This is a genomic window from Sphingobacterium sp. UBA7625, from assembly GCF_002484085.1.
In the GTDB taxonomy this organism is placed as follows: Bacteria; Bacteroidota; Bacteroidia; order Sphingobacteriales; family Sphingobacteriaceae; genus Sphingobacterium; species Sphingobacterium athyrii.
Window position 1 is genome coordinate 100,394 of the sequence record NZ_DLJD01000024.1, and the last position, 16,822, is coordinate 117,215.

Below are 16,822 nucleotides of genomic sequence, written 5' to 3' on the forward strand. Positions count from 1 at the left end.
TTTGGAACAGCTGATTTGTTATGAACTTGTCACGCAGACAAATTTTTCGTATATTTTTGATATTCGCCGCTCCGAATCTTTTGGAAAAAAGATCAGCGACATGCAGCCGGCAAATAATAGGGCAGTATTTATCAATAAATTTAAACGCATGCAAACACGTGAAGAAAAATTAAGGCAAATTATTGATTGGTCGCAAAACAATCCGGATATCTGCGCAGTCCTCCTGACAAGTTCATTGGTAAATCCTCTGGCTCCAATCGATGAATTAAGTGATCTAGATATCGAACTTGTATTTGATGACAATACAAACTATATTCTGGATAAGAATTGGATAAATAACTTTGGTACCCCTATTGCCATGGTTGAAGAGGATGAAAGCTACTTCGAGTACAAACACGCAATGAAGATGGTTTTATACGCTGATCATACAAAAGTTGATTTTAAATTATACAGTAAATCAAATTTTTTAGAAGAGGTTCACCAAGAGCACTTACCTGAAGACTGGGATATTGGCTACAAAGTACTTATAGATAAGGAAGGCATAACACAGACGCTCCAAAAACCGACATATCAGGTATCAGTCATCAAAAGGCCTACAGCACAAAAATTCGAGCAGCTGCTCAATGACTTTTGGTGGGACTGCACCTATGTAGCCAAGTGTCTCGTTAGAAAGGATATTTTTTATGCGAAATTTATGTCCGAAGATAATATACGTACCAGTTATCTGGTACCATTAATTGAGTGGGATATAGCCAGCCAGCATGAATGGAACATCACAACCAATAAACACGGGCGTCTATTTGAGAAATATTTACCCCGGCAGACCTGGGAGAAAGTAATCCAAACCTTTTCAGGCAGCGATATAAGCGAAAACTGGAAGGCATTATTTGCAATGGCAGACCTCGTCGCAGCGATCGGCAGGGAACTCGCAAGTAAGTTAACCTATGAATATCCCACAAAACTTGAAGCGGATGTCAGAATATATCTCAATGCTTTAAAGACAAAAGAAATATCCCGTAGTCCGTCAATATAGCGATAGTGGTACTCAAAAATGCATCAGACGCTTAGGCTTAGTTATTGTTAACAACTGGAATCGAGAGCAATCTCAGCCTATTTTGCCATTCTTTTCTTTTTGCTCATTTGACTGATTTTTTAATATCTTTAATTATAATATTTTCAAAATTTAATAAGATCGTTATGACACTAAAAACACTAACATTGAATATGTTCTTCTTGCTATTGACCTTAAGCGCATTTTCGCAAAACAATGCAGGTTTAAATTCGCTATTAAATAAGAATTCAGAATTTATTTTTCCGCAAACAGCACAGAAGATTGAAACTGCATTAAATACGAAGACCGTTTACTACGAAGATGCAAATGAAGAAAAATATGCCAAATGGCTAACAAAATCCGGACTGGAACTGTATGCTAGTCTTGGAAAAAATAATACTATTAATGAAGTATCTTTTGATATTCCGGACGATAAACCACTCATTGTAGCGGGGCTTCCTTTCAATCTTGTGATCAACAAAACAACCCTAAAGGAGAGCAAAGCAAAATTTAGCGTATATGCTGCTAAAACAGAAAAAATGGAAGCTGGAAGCACATTTCCAGGTGGTACAAAACTCACCTTTAAAAAAGGAAAGCATTATGCTACGCTAATTTTTGACAGCAATGACTTACTGCGATTTTTAGGACTTACAACCGAACTTATCGCCGCTGGAGTAAATTAAGCAACCTTAATTTGATTCATATCAAAGCCTATATCGGAGAGAGATGGCTCGCCAGATGTGATTTGCTAGATCCTGATCTAAATCATTTTGGAGAAAAGACCATCTCTCTTTTTTCTTTACCAATGTTTGTAGCCCGCCATCTAACAATACTTCCAGCGCTGTTTCGTCTTTGGTAGGGCTTTTTTTTAAGAGCTGAACCTGAAAATCCTTTTCTTTAAATGTAATGCGAAATATCTGCCCTTTATAGGATGTATCTAACTGTCCAATCGTCTCTTCCATGACAAGCAACTCAAAATTTATTATTCTATCAAAAAAATGTTCGGCTTATCTAAAGCTCATAAACAAATATGGGTTCCCTAATCTATCGCTGCCACCAATCTAACAATAAATCGATCAATAGCACTATAGTGCAGCAAATGGAACATGTAAATATACAAAAGAAAACATTAAAATACTAATTATTTTAGCCATCAATAATATATCATCCTCTTCAAGACCTTCAAGTCTATAAAAATCAATAGATTGACCAAACGACAAGCAAATTCTGCGACAGTTGCCCTTGGCGCATCAGACTTTTTTCTGGTACTTTGATCATAACTACCTCGTTTTCATTACAAAAAACCAATCGTTAATCTTTTACGGCTACCACAGCATATACCATTGGAATTTTGTCCTCGAGTTGTTCAATCCGATATTTATTCTTTTCAAACTCGATCGTCCCTTTAAAACAATTATAAGGCGAATAATCAAATTCATCAAGCTGTGTTATACGGAGTCCATTTTTGATCAAATTATTCACCACTTCGCTTATGCTATGGTTCCACATCACATATTCCTGTTTTATAGCTGCATTTTTATCCGCATAGGTTCCAGTTTCTGTTTCTATAATCGCTCCAGAATTAAAATACCTATAACCAACTTTCTCAAAATTATCATCGAACATCCAAACGACGGGATGGAATTCAACAAATACAAATTTCCCATTGGGTTTCAAAAACCTGGAAACGACCTGTGCCCATTTATCCAAATCTGGCAACCAGCCAATTGTACCATAACTCGTAAAAACAAGATCAAATTGCTGGTCTAAATGATTCGGCAGATCGTATATGTCACAACACATAAAGTGAACATTGGCATTTGTCTGTTCAGCTATTTTTCGCGCACTGTCAATTGCCTTATCGGACAGGTCCATTCCGGTCACCTCCGCGCCTAGCCTGCTCAGTGAAATGGTGTCCTGGCCAAAGTGACACTGTAAATGCAAAACAGTTTTACCCTCCAGATTACCAAGTAAACCTAACTCGATCTCATTTAACGAGTTTCTCCCTTGCAGAAAGCTGGGAAGATCATAAAACTCAGAATTAAGATGCGCATCTGTTCTATTGTTCCAGGATGTTCGGTTTATGTCCAAATATTGTTGTTCTTTATTCATAGACTAATCTACCCTTTTTATCCAAATAATTTATACGATTCTCCCCATTCTTGCAGAAGAATAATCTCTTTAACGGTAGTTATCACCTTTAATCCCCTATTTTTTTAAAAATATCAAATCCATAGCGGAATGCTGGTAACGCCCCAACCTATTTTTGTCAATTAGCTTAAGCTTCTTGTCTGTACGGACAAATGTTAAGCCTGTAAAATCGTAATAACTCCAATATGCTCGCGTGTAAAAGTGAAATGAGCGAAAAGGGATATGATCAAAATCAAAAAAATAACTTTTCTGCGCTTGCAGACTGTCAATAATTAAAAGTTTATTGCTTTGTGGCTTTTCAATAAGTAAATATTGATGCAATGGGATCTTATCTTTTGCGCCCTCTATCCAACCAAAGTCCCCATCTATTACACAGTTTTTCACCCTCAGCTTTTCAAATCCTCCATTTTTAAACTCAAACGCCTGATAATATTGCGGTTCAGCGATATTATCAAAATAGATCTTCACGCTGTTGGCATCAATTTCCTCATGGGTTTGATACAAGGGCAGAAATTCTGTATTCGTAGACCAATCCGTTGTAACATCTACCTGCGACGGCATTGAAGAGAAAAAAGTCAACGTATCATTCCTGATTGCAAATGTACCCCTGGATTGATTTTCATACCCCACATCCTCTCCTGCTTTCAAAGGTAAGTTTGTTTCCTTATAAAAATAACTGTGATCACGGAAGTTTAAAACCAATTCATTGGCTGAGTCACTTTTATATTTTACAATTCCGTTGTCATCATCAGTAAGATGTATGGTACTGTCCACGGCTTTCTGTACATGGTTCCCACAGCATTGCAGCGTTAATACAAACAGCAATATTTTGTAATTTTCAAGTGCCAGCATAACAATCAAGTTTTAACTTCTTAATATCACTCATGTATCACCCCTATGCCTGGTTCAATAAGAAAAACAATCATTTCGCCTTTTCGATAATAATATCAGATGGTCCATCGCCATAATACGCCGGTTTCTGCTCAACCATTTTAGGATGGCCATTTTCATCTTTTTCTAATTTTTTGATCCCTGTTCTTGGCGGGCGCCTGGTATCCAGCTCCATTTCGAAAGATATAGTAATTTTATCGTTTACGCCAAGACTATTCCCTTCTTTATCAAAAACCTGCAAATCGTCGGCTGTAAACTTATCAGGAATATACATCCCATTTTTATTATCCTTATAGCCCAAATCTATACTGGCGATATAATCTCCCTTTCCTTTGGGTTGAGAAAACAAGGAAACGGCAATTTCCATGTCGTTACGAACTGTCACATCGCTATTAAGATAAGGATAGCCCGTCAGGCTAAATCGTTTACCGTCATTGTCTTTGTTTTCATATAATTTTTCAAACTGTTCCGCATTAATCGGTATTGCAGGCTGATCTTTCCCTGCACCACAGCTTGATATCGCTAAAGTCGATCCGGCCAACAGGGTCAAGATTGTCATTTTCATTGTTTTCATGTTATTGAAATTAATAGTGTCTAAATAAACGCAGTAGCTATCAGGAAAATATTCCGATATTTAACCCAACAACCAAATATAAAATATGCGTCATCTACTTTTAGATCAGTCTAATATTCGACCGAGCACAATGAATATCCGTCTATAATAACGAAATTTTCAAATAGGCGCTGACGTTAATTGGTTCATTTTGGAAGGTTTTAAGGTATTGCTTTTATGCCCTATTGTTTCTACCGGATTTGATGGTCTTCCCCGATTTTCTCAATACTGTAAAAAATAATACAAACGCGTACCTAATGAATAGGCTAATCCTAGAAAGGTGAAAAAAGGCAGGACATATAACAAGATAAAATACCGCGCAATAAAATCAAAGGACCTCTTATCACTTCTCACTTCTGCTTTATCAAAATATTTTTCGACATCCTGTTTTATCTCAACCGGAAGATAATGAATATGCTGTCGGCCTGCTTTCAACCTGATCCGTAATACAAAATAAAGTTTCAACGAGTCAAACAAATGATAAGAATCAATGTCCTGAAAATCAATACGATTTCCATTCAAAACAATATGATTTTCTTCAAAAATCATATTGTCGCCACTCGTTTTTATTTTCGAAACAAACAAGGAGTACGGGAAACCTATAACGAGAATGGCATTCCATAAGGGATGGATATTGCCAATTAGTAGTGTGCTAGCGAACATGAGAGCAAAAGAAATTAAAGCGGCATATAAGCTATACCGAAATATCCGGTCAAAGCTGTATGCCTGAGTTTGTAAGTGCTGTTCCATTTATAAAGTTCTTCCTTGAATTAACTGTAAACCATTTATACAGCTAGCCGATAAATTATACTAACCGCATATTAGTTGCATTTCATAGATATAAAGCTAATACGCCCGCAACAAAAAAATGAGTTTATTTACAATTCGCGCTATTCCTTTTACAATATGTCCACTTTCATGATTTTTAAGAATCAGTACCAAAGATTTTAAACTTTCGCAGGATCAATTGACCTTCTCGGAAGAAGCAACGGAAAGAATCCTGGAAGCAGGAAAGTCAAGTGGAATAAATAGTAAATTTCTGGAATTTACGACGAATTGGCTTTTTGTTTTACCGACTTTAAAAGCAAAAGGCCAAAAGACTGAAATAAAGTAATTTATTTTCATTCACCGTTGGAATATCTTCATTAATTTTATGCACATAGTTTCAAGTAAAAAACAAAAACAACACCGTATTACAGGAGATTTACTTAAATTGTACCAATTGATTCAACACAAATTAGGACGCTATGGATTTATTGGACCTTGACAAAGAATATTGGGACAATCGCTATAAAAACATGGAGATCGGATGGGATATTGGTTATGCATCACCAGCGATTATAAAGTATGCAGAGACCGTAATTCCCAAAGACGCATCTATTTTAATTCCCGGTTGTGGCAACGCGCACGAAGCTAAGGCACTTCTGGAGCAAGGCTTTGAAAATATCACCTTGCTTGATATCGCACCGACATTAGTTGATCAGGTTCAAAAAGCATTTGGTGAAATTCCGCAGCTTCAAATTATCTGTCAGGATTTTTTTCAGCATGAACAACAATACGACTATATTTTTGAGCAGACATTTTTCTGTGCATTGGATCCTGCCCTACGAAAAAGCTACAGCAGCAAAATAGCTTCATTGCTCCAACCGCGCGGTATTCTCGCAGGTTTGTTGTTCGATAGGGAATTCCCGTCAGAGGGGCCTCCATTTGGTGGAAACAAAGCGGAATATCAGCATTTGTTTCATTCAACCTTTGATATTTTAAAGATGGAGACCTGTTTCAATAGTATACCGCAGCGACAAGGAAGCGAGCTTTTCATCGAATTAAGACAAAAATAACCTACTTTCCGGGCATGACCTGATAAGTTGGGTCATCCTTAATATTAACGACAGCAATTCCCGTCGCATTTTTGAGGAGGGAGCGACAATCTTCACTGAGATGCCAGAGTTCCACCTTCTTCTGTTGTACTGCATAGCGCTCGGTAATTTTATTTAGTGCATCCACAGCAGACATATCCACTACTCTACTTTCTTTAAAGTCTACAATGATATGATCAGGATCCTCCTGAATATCAAACTTATCTAAAAAATTAGCTGTGGAACCGAAAAACAAAGCCCCATATATTTCATAATGTTTTATACCTTCTGGGTCAACATATTTTCGCGCCCGTATACGCTTCGCATTATCCCAGGCAAAAACCAATGCAGAAACTATGACACCGACAAGTACCGCCAAAGCCAAATTGTGCAATAGTACCGTTATGCCGGCAACAAGAATACCAACAAAAATATCTGATTTCGGAAACTTATTGATAATCCGAAAACTCACCCATTGAAAAGTGCCGATAGCAACCATCATCATCACACCGACAAGTGCTGCCATGGGGATTTGCTCAATAAAAGGAGCTCCTACCAAGATAATCAACAGGATTGTCATCGCTCCAATAAAAGCAGATAACCGCGTCCTGGCGCCCGCATTCAAGTTTACCAAAGTCTGGGCGACCATCGCACATCCTCCCATACCACCAAAAAATCCATTGACCATATTTGCTAGCCCTTGAGCCATGGATTCGCGATTAGCATTCCCTTTACTCGCGGTAATCTCATCGACCATATTAAGTGTCAGAAGTGATTCAACAAGTCCTACACCTGCCATAACAAGGGAATAAGGAAAGATTAATTGCAATGTTTCCCAATTCCATGCAATATGCGGTAAACGAAAATGCGGCAATGACCCACTGACCGAGGCAATATCCACCACCTTCTTAGTTTCGATCCCCAGTAGGGAGACGATAGCAAAAACAACCAAAATAGCAATCAGGGAAGCGGGGATTGCTTTGGTGAGCCGCGGGAATCCGATAACAATCAACATAGTCAATAGCGTAAGTCCGCCCATGATATATAAAGTTGAACCCGACATCCAAACCGCGCCGTCCCCACTATTCACTTTAAATTGGACGACCTGTGCCAAAAAAATAATAATCGCCAATCCATTTAGAAATCCATACATAACAGGTTGTGGTATCAAACGGACAAATTTTCCCCACCTAAAAACACCGACCAAAAATTGCAAGATGCCTGCCAGGACCACAGCTGCGAAAAGGTAATCTATACCGTGGCTTGCCGCAAGCGCCATCAGAACAACAATAGTAGCTCCGGCTCCACCGGATACCATACCCGGTCTCCCTCCAAACACAGCAGTCACAAGCCCCATTAAGAAAGCGGCATACAAACCTGTCAAAGGAGGCAAGCCTGCTAATATGGCGAATGAAAGCGATTCAGGTATCATGGTCATGGCAACCGTCAAACCGGCAAATAGCTCGTTTTTCAAATTGACAGGCCGTATGTTTAAAAATTCAAAGGTATTGTTCATATCAAAATCAGTTGAACAGTTATAAAGCGTTGCAAAGGTAACATTCCCTCGTGCATATCAGCAACCTAAATGCAGCTAAAAGAAGAAAGAAATGATCATCGTAAAAACACTTTTACTCAATATTTGTTATTGAATACAAATTTTATTGCAAAACAGTATATTGACCCGTATGAAACAAAATCCAAAGTTTTATCGCTATATTTTATTTTTGCTTTTGAATGTATTTACTACCGTTTTTGGCCCCCTAGTTTTAGCCCAGTCAGCTGTCATTGCCTCCGTTCAAACAAATCAAAATAGCCCCCAATATGCCGCTGTAAATCCGGTAAATGTATCGGATAGCACATACTTGCCTACATTGGTAGATAGTGTCGTTCGAGCCGTAAGGAGCGCAAATTTAAAAGACAGCATAGCCGTATCGAGACAACAGGCAAGATGGATTTCCGATCGGATCAATGCCAAACTGCCTGATAGTGTCATCAATTATCAAAAGAAAAACTTTTTGCGGGCGGGCATAGAATGGTTTTCCATTCAGGCAATCCCTGCATCGGTTAATTATTTCATCCGTAAAGATCCGGTCTCCCATATTTCATTCAAAAATTTCTTTAGCCATTTGAAGTTTTCAGCTTGGACCTGGGATGATAATCTCTTCGCTACCAATCAGATTGCCCACCCCTACCATGGCCAGTTCTATTTCAATTCATTCCGGTCCAACAATTTTAGTTTCTTGCAGTCTACATTGGCTACTGTTGCCGGGAGTTACATCTGGGAGACAGCTGGTGAAACGGAACCGCCTTCGATCAACGATATCATTAACACCAGTTTTGGCGGAACGATCCTTGGGGAGATGACCCATCGTCTTTCACATCATATCCTGGCAAGGCCCAGTCTCACAAAAGGACAACGCAATAAAAAAGAAGTATTAGCCATGCTGATCAATCCGATAAACGGGTTAAACAGACTGCTTGATGGCCGTTGGGGAAATACCACGAAGGGAGCAGTCATTGACAGTTCGCTGATTCATACGGAAGTTGAATTGGGAATCCGGAGATTTGATGCCAAAGAACACAATGTCCTAAGTCGGGGAAAGAACGATATTTATGCGCGCATCAAGCTGATATATAACAATGACGATATCGACAAGAAGAAACCATTTGACGATTTTTTCCTGAATCTTGAGATTGGTTCAGACGATAGTTCCGTCGTAAATGCCGTTAATGTTTATGCCTCCCTTTATGGCAACCGTATATTATCCAACTTAACAGGGCGACATCGTGGAATCGTCTCCGCTCATTTTGATTTTCTGCGAAATGAAGCCTTCTATTATGGATCACAGAGTATCAACTATAACATTTATTCCAATTTTAATATCGGCCAACATACCAAGTTGACCACCGTCCTTGCCGGTGGCCCGGTAGTTTTGGCAGCGGTACCAGATCCGTATCTTCATTTTGGCGAAAGCCGCACCTACGACTATGGACCGGGAGCAGATATTCGGGCATCGGCAACCCTAAGTACGCTCAATCGCTTCAAATTTGGAATAGACTACCGTGGAGGCTATTTTGTCACCATCAGTGGCAATAAATCCCATCATTATCTTCATACCGCATCGACTAGCGCTTCAGTACGGATCTGGAAAAATTTTGGTGTCAATCTTTACTCAGGATATTTTAGGCTGGAGGGGCATTACCAAGACCATAAAAATGTGAATAAAGACTACCCTTTTATACGTTTAGCCCTCGCTTATAACTCTGAATATTAAATCGGAATATAAAAAAAGCCTTAACCAATCGCGGTTAAGGCTTTTATCAATTTGTCCAATATTTCTTCAGCGCCTCTTTCAGACGAGGATCATAGCCATAGATATCCGGGTAAGAAACTATTTTACCATCATCATCAAGCCAGGTGGTATAATAAGTAAGGTATACAGGCATCTGACGTTTCAGCGTTACCCAACGGGATTTGGAAATGGAGTCAGAGGTAATTTCTTTTGCGATCTTTTCGGCTTGCTTCTCATTATTGACCAGATAGCTGGCTAAGTCTACAGGTTTTTCAACACGCACACAGCCGTGACTCACGGCACGGTTAGTCTGCCCGAACATTTGTTTGGCAGGTGTATCATGAAGATAGATCGAATAGGCATTTTCAAACAGAAACTTCACATTCCCCAAAGAATTGTCCGAACCAGGGTTTTGCTTAAACCGGAATTTCTCCACCGAATCCGCATTCCAATTGACCGTACTTGGATCAACTTGTTTTCCTTTATAATAAGCCACCATATTACGCGAAGCCAAATAATTCGGATTGTTCCGCACGCTCGCTAACAATTCCTTTTTCACAATGCTGCTGGGGATATTCCAAACAGGATTGACCTGCATTGCATCCAGAATACCCTGCATGACCGGCGTTTCATGGTTTTCACCTTTGCGCGTATAGGCAGGGTTATCAGTTTCTCCAACACATACATTCATCAATTGACTGGTTTTACCATCTTCCATGATGCGCAATCGCTGTTCTGGGATATTGACAAAAATATACTTTTCTGGAAAAGCCTCCCTCATCCAGCGTAGTTTCTCCAAGACCATCAACACTTTAGCCCTTTGCTCATTATTCAGATTACCATTTTCCAACACATCCTGAAATTGAATATAATATTGGTTTTTCGGTTGTATCTCTGCCATCAGGGGGCCCATCTTGACACTGTCCAACAAGTGAACAACCGCTGTATAATTCATGCGCTTCTGAGGCACAAAATATCTTCCATATAGACGTTTTGGATTGACCACACCATATTTCATGCTGCTGACATAAGCCACAAGACCATCTGTTCCCAAAAGGTCCAGCTTGGCTAAAAGAGGGTAAGATTCCGCGACATCCTTTGGTTTCAGTTTCCGGAGGGAAAATAAGGTTTCTTTAATCTCCGCAGTATGGTAGTAACTGCTACGTATCCCATGTTCTTCACTTCGTTCAAAATAACTCAATAGGGTATCAATGCTTCCATCAAATAGATGTTCAGCGATTAAAGTCATTCCTGCCGTAGAATCAGATAATTTCTTCATCCAGCTCGGATTATGCAAGTTGGCTTTCTGTTTACTATATACTTCCTGAAACACCTTTACATAAGCTGTTGTATCAAATTCCTTATAAGATTTTTGTTCAAAACCTTTTGCCAGCACATCACCATAAGTGGGCGGATTCTCTTTGCAAGAAAAAAATACAATTGAAACGAAGGAAATAAAAACTAAAAAACGTGACATACTAAAAATAATGAAAAAGAAATGGCTTCGCAATAATGAAGCCATTTTCTGGGACAAAGATAAATAATTCTTATTGGCAAACGAATCTTCCCTGTCATCGAATCACTACAGGAATGAATTACTGGTATTTTTGGAGGAAATCTTCAAGGAGTTCCACCATTGCCGTGTTGCCTAAAAATGCAGCTGTTCGTTGATGCAGCGTCTTGGGTTCGATATCCAAAATACGTTGATACCCATTCGTCGCCTTTCCTCCTGCTTGTTCTACGATAAACGCTATTGGGTTACATTCGTACATCAATCGTAATTTTCCATTCGGGTGTGCTGAAGTCGTCGGGTAAAGAAAGATCCCCCCTTTCAGTAGATTACGGTGAATATCAGCAACCATAGATCCAATATAGCGCGACGCGTAGGGACGCTGGGTAGCCACGTCTTCCATTTGGCAGTATTTGATATATTGCTTGACACCATTGGGGAATTTAGAGTAATTTCCCTCATTGATCGAATAAATATGCCCCGCCTCTGGAATCTTCATATCGGGGTGAGACAGGCAGAATTCCCCTATGGAAGGGTCTAAGGTAAAACCATTCACACCTTTGCCTGTGGTATATACCAACATGGTTGAGCTTCCATAAATGACATAACCTGCGGCTACTTGCTTGGTACCGTGTTGCAGGATATCGTTACTATTGCAGGACACGCCAGTATAGGAAAGCCGACGATAAATGGAAAAAATCGTACCTACTGAAACATTAACGTCAATATTACTTGAGCCATCCAAGGGATCTATACAAACAATGTACTTCGCATTTTTTGAAACTCCAGATTGCATATAAACTGGATTTTCATGTTCCTCAGAAGCTACGACGCAGCATTCGCCACCGCTTTGAAGCGCTTTAATAAATTGCTCATCAGCATACACATCCAGTTTCTTTTGTCCTTCACCCTGAATATTGGTTTGCCCGGCATCTCCTAAAATATCGACCAATCCTGCCTTATTAACTTCTCTGTTAACAATCTTTGCCGCAATTCCGATATCACGTAAAAGCCTGGACAGCTCACCTTTTGCATAAGGAAAATCGGCTTGTTTTTCAATAATAAATTGACCTAATGTTGTTATACCACTCATAATAGTGTTTTATTGGATATTTGTTTCACAAAGCTAAAAAAGTAAAATAGATTTTAGCAAGACACTCCCCTCAATCAGCTAAACTTTAGCAGACAAAATACGCAATCGATTGCGTATATCTTTGAAAACTTTCTTTTGCTAAAACGATTACCAACTACAAAAAAGATAACAAAGCGTCAGAAGAAGTAGATATCTTTTAAATTTTGAGAAATAAAAAAAAACAAAAAATGATAAGTATTTGGTAATTTTGGCAAAATATATTGATACAATGCAACAACTCATACAGCTCGTTGAAAAGGAAAAGCTAAGTAGTCAGCCCGTTACGCAACATACCTTGATCATTGATGATAAGCAAGTCATTCATGGTGCGCTTTTTTTCGTTAAAACAGCACGTAAGACGTTTAAAATAATGGTTCCCGCTCCTTTTTATGAGGCATTACTCGACAATCAATTAACAATCCAGCGCTTAATGAAACATCCCGAAGCCATGCTCCTTTCCTAAATAAAAAACTACCGGACTAAGAAGCACATCCTATTCGCTCCTCAGAGGATGAATTTAACTTGTCTAATATATCCCATAGCCTGCGTACAACAGGGATAATTCGTATAAAACAAATCGCTCCTTTTATTTGTTTATTTTATGTGACACATCACGGCAATTATTTACCCAATACACTAATTTTCTTATTAGCACGACGGACACGCCAGATTGAAATATTACAAAAAAACAGTGTAAAAGTATAACATTCACCCAGCGATAACCCTTAAATTTATTTTACAATAAAATGCTATGCGATACCAATATAGACTTTCAGGAATGTCCTGTGACGGATGTAGAACCACTATTGAAAATGCGATTAATCAGCTTCCCGAAATTCAGGCTAAAGTTTCACTAGATCCACCGTTGTTGACGATAGAATCTCAGAAAGAAATACCGATCGAGCAACTACGGGAAATCCTATCCAGATTAGGTAACTACCAAATCACCGAACCGGGTCAGCCAACACCTTCCTTAATCGAGACTAACTCATCAAAGCTGTCCTCTTCGGGCAAGTACTACTGCCCGATGCACTGCGAAGGGGAGAAAACCTATGATCAACCCGGGCGTTGTCCGGTTTGCGGCATGTACCTCATACCTGTCGAACAGGCACAAAGCAAACACGAGCACAGTCATGGAAATCATTCGGATCATTTCGGACCATCTGCTGCAAACAAAACAACGGCGCCTGAACGGCAGCGACATACCACGGCAGAGGATCATAATCGTCACCCCAATCATGGGTCTTCCACACAGGAGCACGATCATCATGGGCATATGCATCAGCACAATGAACAGTCCGTTGCCGGAGTGTCCAAGCAGCATCATGCAGGTTCTGCAGGAAAATACTATTGCCCGATGCACTGTGAAGGCGACAAACTTTATGATCAACCGGGCCACTGTCCAGTTTGTGGGATGAACCTGGAGAAAGTTCCCGAATTATACAAAACAACACAATATACCTGTCCTATGCATCCCGAAATTGTCCGGGATCAGCCAGGAAATTGCCCCATCTGCGGTATGGATCTTGTTCCGATCGCGGGCGGGAGCGATGATGATGAAGACAGAATATATAAAGATCTCCGCATGAAATTGTGGCTGTCTATTTTGTTTACGGTTCCAATATTTATTCTCTCTATGGGAGAAATGCTTCCCGGCAATCCCATCGGCAAAGTCATTCCACCAAATTGGTCGGGCTGGATACAATTATTTCTGTCCCTGCCTGTTGTCTTCTACACTTGTTGGTCATTTTTCAAGCGTGGGTGGGTTTCTTTCAAAACCTGGCGTCTGAATATGTTCAGCCTGATTGCCCTTGGCGCGGGTGCAGCATTTGTATATAGCCTTGTCGGTCTATTCTTTCCCCAGATTTTTCCGGCTGACCTAAAAAATCATCACGGTTATATTGCTCTATATTTTGAGTCCGTTACTGTCATCCTAACATTAGTTCTCCTCGGTCAGGTGATGGAAGCCAAAGCGCATTCCAAAACCAATTCAGCGATCAAGGAACTCATTAAACTCAGTCCCTCCGATGCTACTCGGGTCGAAAATGGGGTTGACGTAAAAATTGGAGTCGATCAGATTAAGATCGGTGACACCCTGAAAGTAAAACCCGGAGATAAGATTCCCGTCGACGGTCAGATTACCAGCGGGAGCACAAATATTGATGAATCCATGCTGACGGGTGAGCCCCTGCCTGTCGAAAAACAGGAAGGTGACAAGGTCAGCTCTGGTACAATCAATGGCGAACGGAGTTTTCTGATGAAAGCGGAACGCATTGGTTCGGACACCCTATTGGCTCAGATCATTCAGATGGTCAATGATGCTAGCCGAAGTAAAGCGCCAATCCAACGTCTTACCGATAAAGTATCTGAAATATTTGTTCCGATCGTAATTGTAATAGCTCTGTTGACATTCTTTGTCTGGTGGATCTGGGGACCTGCGCCGTCACTAGCTTATGGATTTGCCAATGCATTGGCTGTTCTTATTGTTGCCTGCCCGTGTGCCCTTGGTCTAGCAACGCCGATGTCCGTTATGGTCGGTGTTGGCAAGGGAGCCAAAAATGGTATACTGATTAAGGATGCGAGTGCCTTGGAAAAAATGAACCGGGTTGATGTTGTATTAACGGATAAAACAGGAACAATAACCGAAGGCAAACCTACCGTTGATGACATTCAACCCAGCCCTATAAGCAGTATCAGTGAAATATTATCTTTAGCTGCCTCCCTAAACAGCAACAGTACCCATCCACTCGGACAGGCTATTATTGAAAAGGCCAAAAAGGAAGGCAATAAAATAGAGCAACAAGTCACCAACTTCGAAAACGTTTCTGGACAAGGTGTCAGGGGAGATATAAACGGCGAATTGATTGCTCTCGGCAATCAGCTGTTAATGGAATCCATGCAGGTGACCATTCCGGACGGGATACGCAAGGCTGTCGAATCAGCCCAATCTCATGGCAAAACCGTCTCCTACCTATCGAAAGGAAATGATTTACTCGGCTATTTTAGTATCTCCGATCAGATCAAGGCCTCTTCCAAACAAGCTATAAACTACCTGCTTCAGCATAATGTAGATGTCATTATGCTTACAGGTGACAATGCACATACGGCAAAATCCGTCGCGGAGCAAGTCGGGATCAGGCATTTCAAAGCAAATGCATTACCAAAAGATAAATTGCAGGAAATACACCGTTTACAGGAACAAGGACATGTTATAGCGATGGCTGGTGATGGTATTAACGACGCTCCTGCCCTTGCGCAAGCCGATATCGGTATCGCCATGGGAACAGGAACAGATGTAGCAATTGAAAGTGCATCGCTGACCTTGCTTCAGGGCGACCTAATAGGCATTGCCAAAGCCAAAATACTGAGCCGGAAGCTACTCCGAAATATTAAAGAAAATTTAGGGTTTGCTTTTATCTACAATATTCTAGGCATCCCGTTAGCGGCAGGGATTCTATATCCGAGCTTCGGTATCCTCTTATCCCCCATGATAGCAGCAGCAGCAATGAGCTTTAGTTCCGTTTCAGTGATTTTAAATTCTTTACGTTTAAACCGCGCAACAATTGGAATAGATAATAAGTAAATAAAAAGAAAAGCGCTTGATAGCACCGAAAAATAGATAATTACCTATATTCGCCATTCCTAATGACATATATTTATCATCATTATGCGCAACATACTTTTAATACTTTTGTCGGTCATCGTGACGCTGGTTTTGGTCAAAAATTCACAAACTGTCAATATTGATCTCTTTGTGGAGGGCAAGATAACATTATGGAAACTCCTGCTGACTTTTTTTGTGATGGGTACTATTTTCGCTTTTTTGTTAAAGGGCGGTAAAAAGAAACAACAGCAGGAACATACAGCAAAATCTGATGAATCGGAAGAGGATTATGAAGAGCCAAAATCCAAATTATCCGATGAAGATCGCGAATTTCTGTCCTAGCAATAAAAAATAAACTACTAAAAATGAAGGTTTAAACACATTAAACCCATTTTAATCGCAGAAATAGTTGCGTAGAATAGAGATTAACCCTATCTTTGCATCACTTCAAACAAGGAACAATAGTTCTAAAAGAAGTATGATTCCGTAGCTCAGCTGGTAGAGCAATACACTTTTAATGTATGGGTCCTGGGTTCGAATCCCAGCGGGATCACAGAGGAAAAGCTAATCGTAAGATTAGCTTTTTTTGTTTAAAGGGATTAAGATTCGAAAGAAGGGCGGGCCGGGTTCGATCCGTCGGAGGCTCAGGGATGTGTACGGGAACTGTGGGGCTGAGCCAATCCCAGCGGGATCACAGAGGAGAGGCTGTCTCAAATTTATT

General features: G+C 40.1%; 15 protein-coding genes and 1 tRNA gene. 8 read left to right on the forward strand and 8 right to left on the reverse strand.

Annotation, left to right across the window (positions count from 1 at the left end; genetic code table 11):
• The first annotated feature begins 148 nt into the window (after positions 1-148).
• A complete protein-coding gene (locus tag B4G94_RS09665) occupies positions 149-1,033 on the forward strand; it encodes an AadS family aminoglycoside 6-adenylyltransferase (protein WP_286858592.1) in 885 nt (294 codons plus the stop codon).
• Positions 1,034-1,197: 164 nt separating this feature from the next.
• Positions 1,198-1,734 carry a hypothetical protein gene (locus B4G94_RS09670; protein ID WP_165308019.1) on the forward strand — a complete coding sequence of 179 codons (537 nt, stop codon included), beginning with the start codon at positions 1,198-1,200 and terminating at the stop codon, positions 1,732-1,734.
• 21 nt (positions 1,735-1,755) lie between these two features.
• Here the strand turns inward: B4G94_RS09670 and B4G94_RS09675 are convergent, their stop codons facing one another.
• From B4G94_RS09675 to B4G94_RS09695, 5 genes are all read right to left on the reverse strand, one after another.
• Complete coding sequence (locus B4G94_RS09675) at positions 1,756-2,013, reverse strand: hypothetical protein (protein ID WP_108633288.1); 258 nt, start codon at positions 2,011-2,013, stop codon at positions 1,756-1,758.
• A gap of 349 nt (positions 2,014-2,362) precedes the next feature.
• Complete coding sequence (locus B4G94_RS09680) at positions 2,363-3,163, reverse strand: class I SAM-dependent methyltransferase (RefSeq protein WP_286858574.1); 801 nt, start codon at positions 3,161-3,163, stop codon at positions 2,363-2,365.
• Between the two features lie 96 nt (positions 3,164-3,259).
• Positions 3,260-4,054: a hypothetical protein gene (locus B4G94_RS09685; RefSeq protein WP_286858575.1), complete on the reverse strand. Its 795-nt coding sequence runs from the start codon at positions 4,052-4,054 to the stop codon at positions 3,260-3,262.
• Between the two features lie 70 nt (positions 4,055-4,124).
• Positions 4,125-4,667, reverse strand: coding sequence for a hypothetical protein (locus tag B4G94_RS09690; RefSeq protein ID WP_286858576.1), 543 nt, complete (start codon positions 4,665-4,667; stop codon positions 4,125-4,127).
• A 261-nt stretch (positions 4,668-4,928) separates the two neighbouring features.
• Positions 4,929-5,456, reverse strand: a complete 528-nt coding sequence (locus B4G94_RS09695; RefSeq protein WP_286858577.1) for a hypothetical protein — start codon at positions 5,454-5,456, stop codon at positions 4,929-4,931.
• Positions 5,457-5,953: 497 nt separating this feature from the next.
• Between B4G94_RS09695 and B4G94_RS09700 the strand changes: the two genes are divergently transcribed.
• Positions 5,954-6,544, forward strand: coding sequence for a methyltransferase domain-containing protein (locus B4G94_RS09700; RefSeq protein ID WP_286858578.1), 591 nt, complete (start codon positions 5,954-5,956; stop codon positions 6,542-6,544).
• Position 6,545: 1 nt separating this feature from the next.
• On the opposite strand, the gene B4G94_RS09705 is transcribed toward B4G94_RS09700, so the two are convergent.
• The gene (locus B4G94_RS09705; RefSeq protein ID WP_286858580.1) at positions 6,546-8,078 is read right to left on the reverse strand and encodes a SulP family inorganic anion transporter; all 1,533 of its coding nucleotides are present in this window, start codon (positions 8,076-8,078) and stop codon (positions 6,546-6,548) included.
• A gap of 169 nt (positions 8,079-8,247) precedes the next feature.
• Between B4G94_RS09705 and B4G94_RS09710 the strand changes: the two genes are divergently transcribed.
• On the forward strand, positions 8,248-9,837 hold the full coding sequence (locus B4G94_RS09710; RefSeq protein ID WP_286858582.1) for a DUF3943 domain-containing protein: 1,590 nt from the start codon (positions 8,248-8,250) through the stop codon (positions 9,835-9,837).
• A 46-nt stretch (positions 9,838-9,883) separates the two neighbouring features.
• Here the strand turns inward: B4G94_RS09710 and B4G94_RS09715 are convergent, their stop codons facing one another.
• Positions 9,884-11,332, reverse strand: coding sequence for a L,D-transpeptidase family protein (locus tag B4G94_RS09715; protein WP_286858583.1), 1,449 nt, complete (start codon positions 11,330-11,332; stop codon positions 9,884-9,886).
• A 118-nt stretch (positions 11,333-11,450) separates the two neighbouring features.
• Positions 11,451-12,458: a class 1 fructose-bisphosphatase gene (gene fbp / locus B4G94_RS09720; RefSeq protein WP_286858584.1), complete on the reverse strand. Its 1,008-nt coding sequence runs from the start codon at positions 12,456-12,458 to the stop codon at positions 11,451-11,453.
• A 268-nt stretch (positions 12,459-12,726) separates the two neighbouring features.
• Between fbp and B4G94_RS09725 the strand changes: the two genes are divergently transcribed.
• The 4 genes from B4G94_RS09725 (at position 12,727) to B4G94_RS09740 (ending at position 16,654) form a co-directional block, all read left to right on the forward strand.
• Positions 12,727-12,960 (forward strand): hypothetical protein, encoded by a 234-nt coding sequence (locus B4G94_RS09725; protein WP_108633278.1) that lies wholly within the window; start codon positions 12,727-12,729, stop codon positions 12,958-12,960.
• A gap of 288 nt (positions 12,961-13,248) precedes the next feature.
• Positions 13,249-16,080, forward strand: coding sequence for a heavy metal translocating P-type ATPase (locus B4G94_RS09730; protein ID WP_286858585.1), 2,832 nt, complete (start codon positions 13,249-13,251; stop codon positions 16,078-16,080).
• Positions 16,081-16,164: 84 nt separating this feature from the next.
• Entirely contained in the window at positions 16,165-16,443 is a 279-nt protein-coding gene (locus B4G94_RS09735) for a hypothetical protein (RefSeq protein WP_286858587.1), read from the forward strand.
• A 138-nt stretch (positions 16,444-16,581) separates the two neighbouring features.
• Positions 16,582-16,654, forward strand: a tRNA-Lys gene (locus tag B4G94_RS09740).
• Positions 16,655-16,822 lie beyond the last annotated feature (168 nt).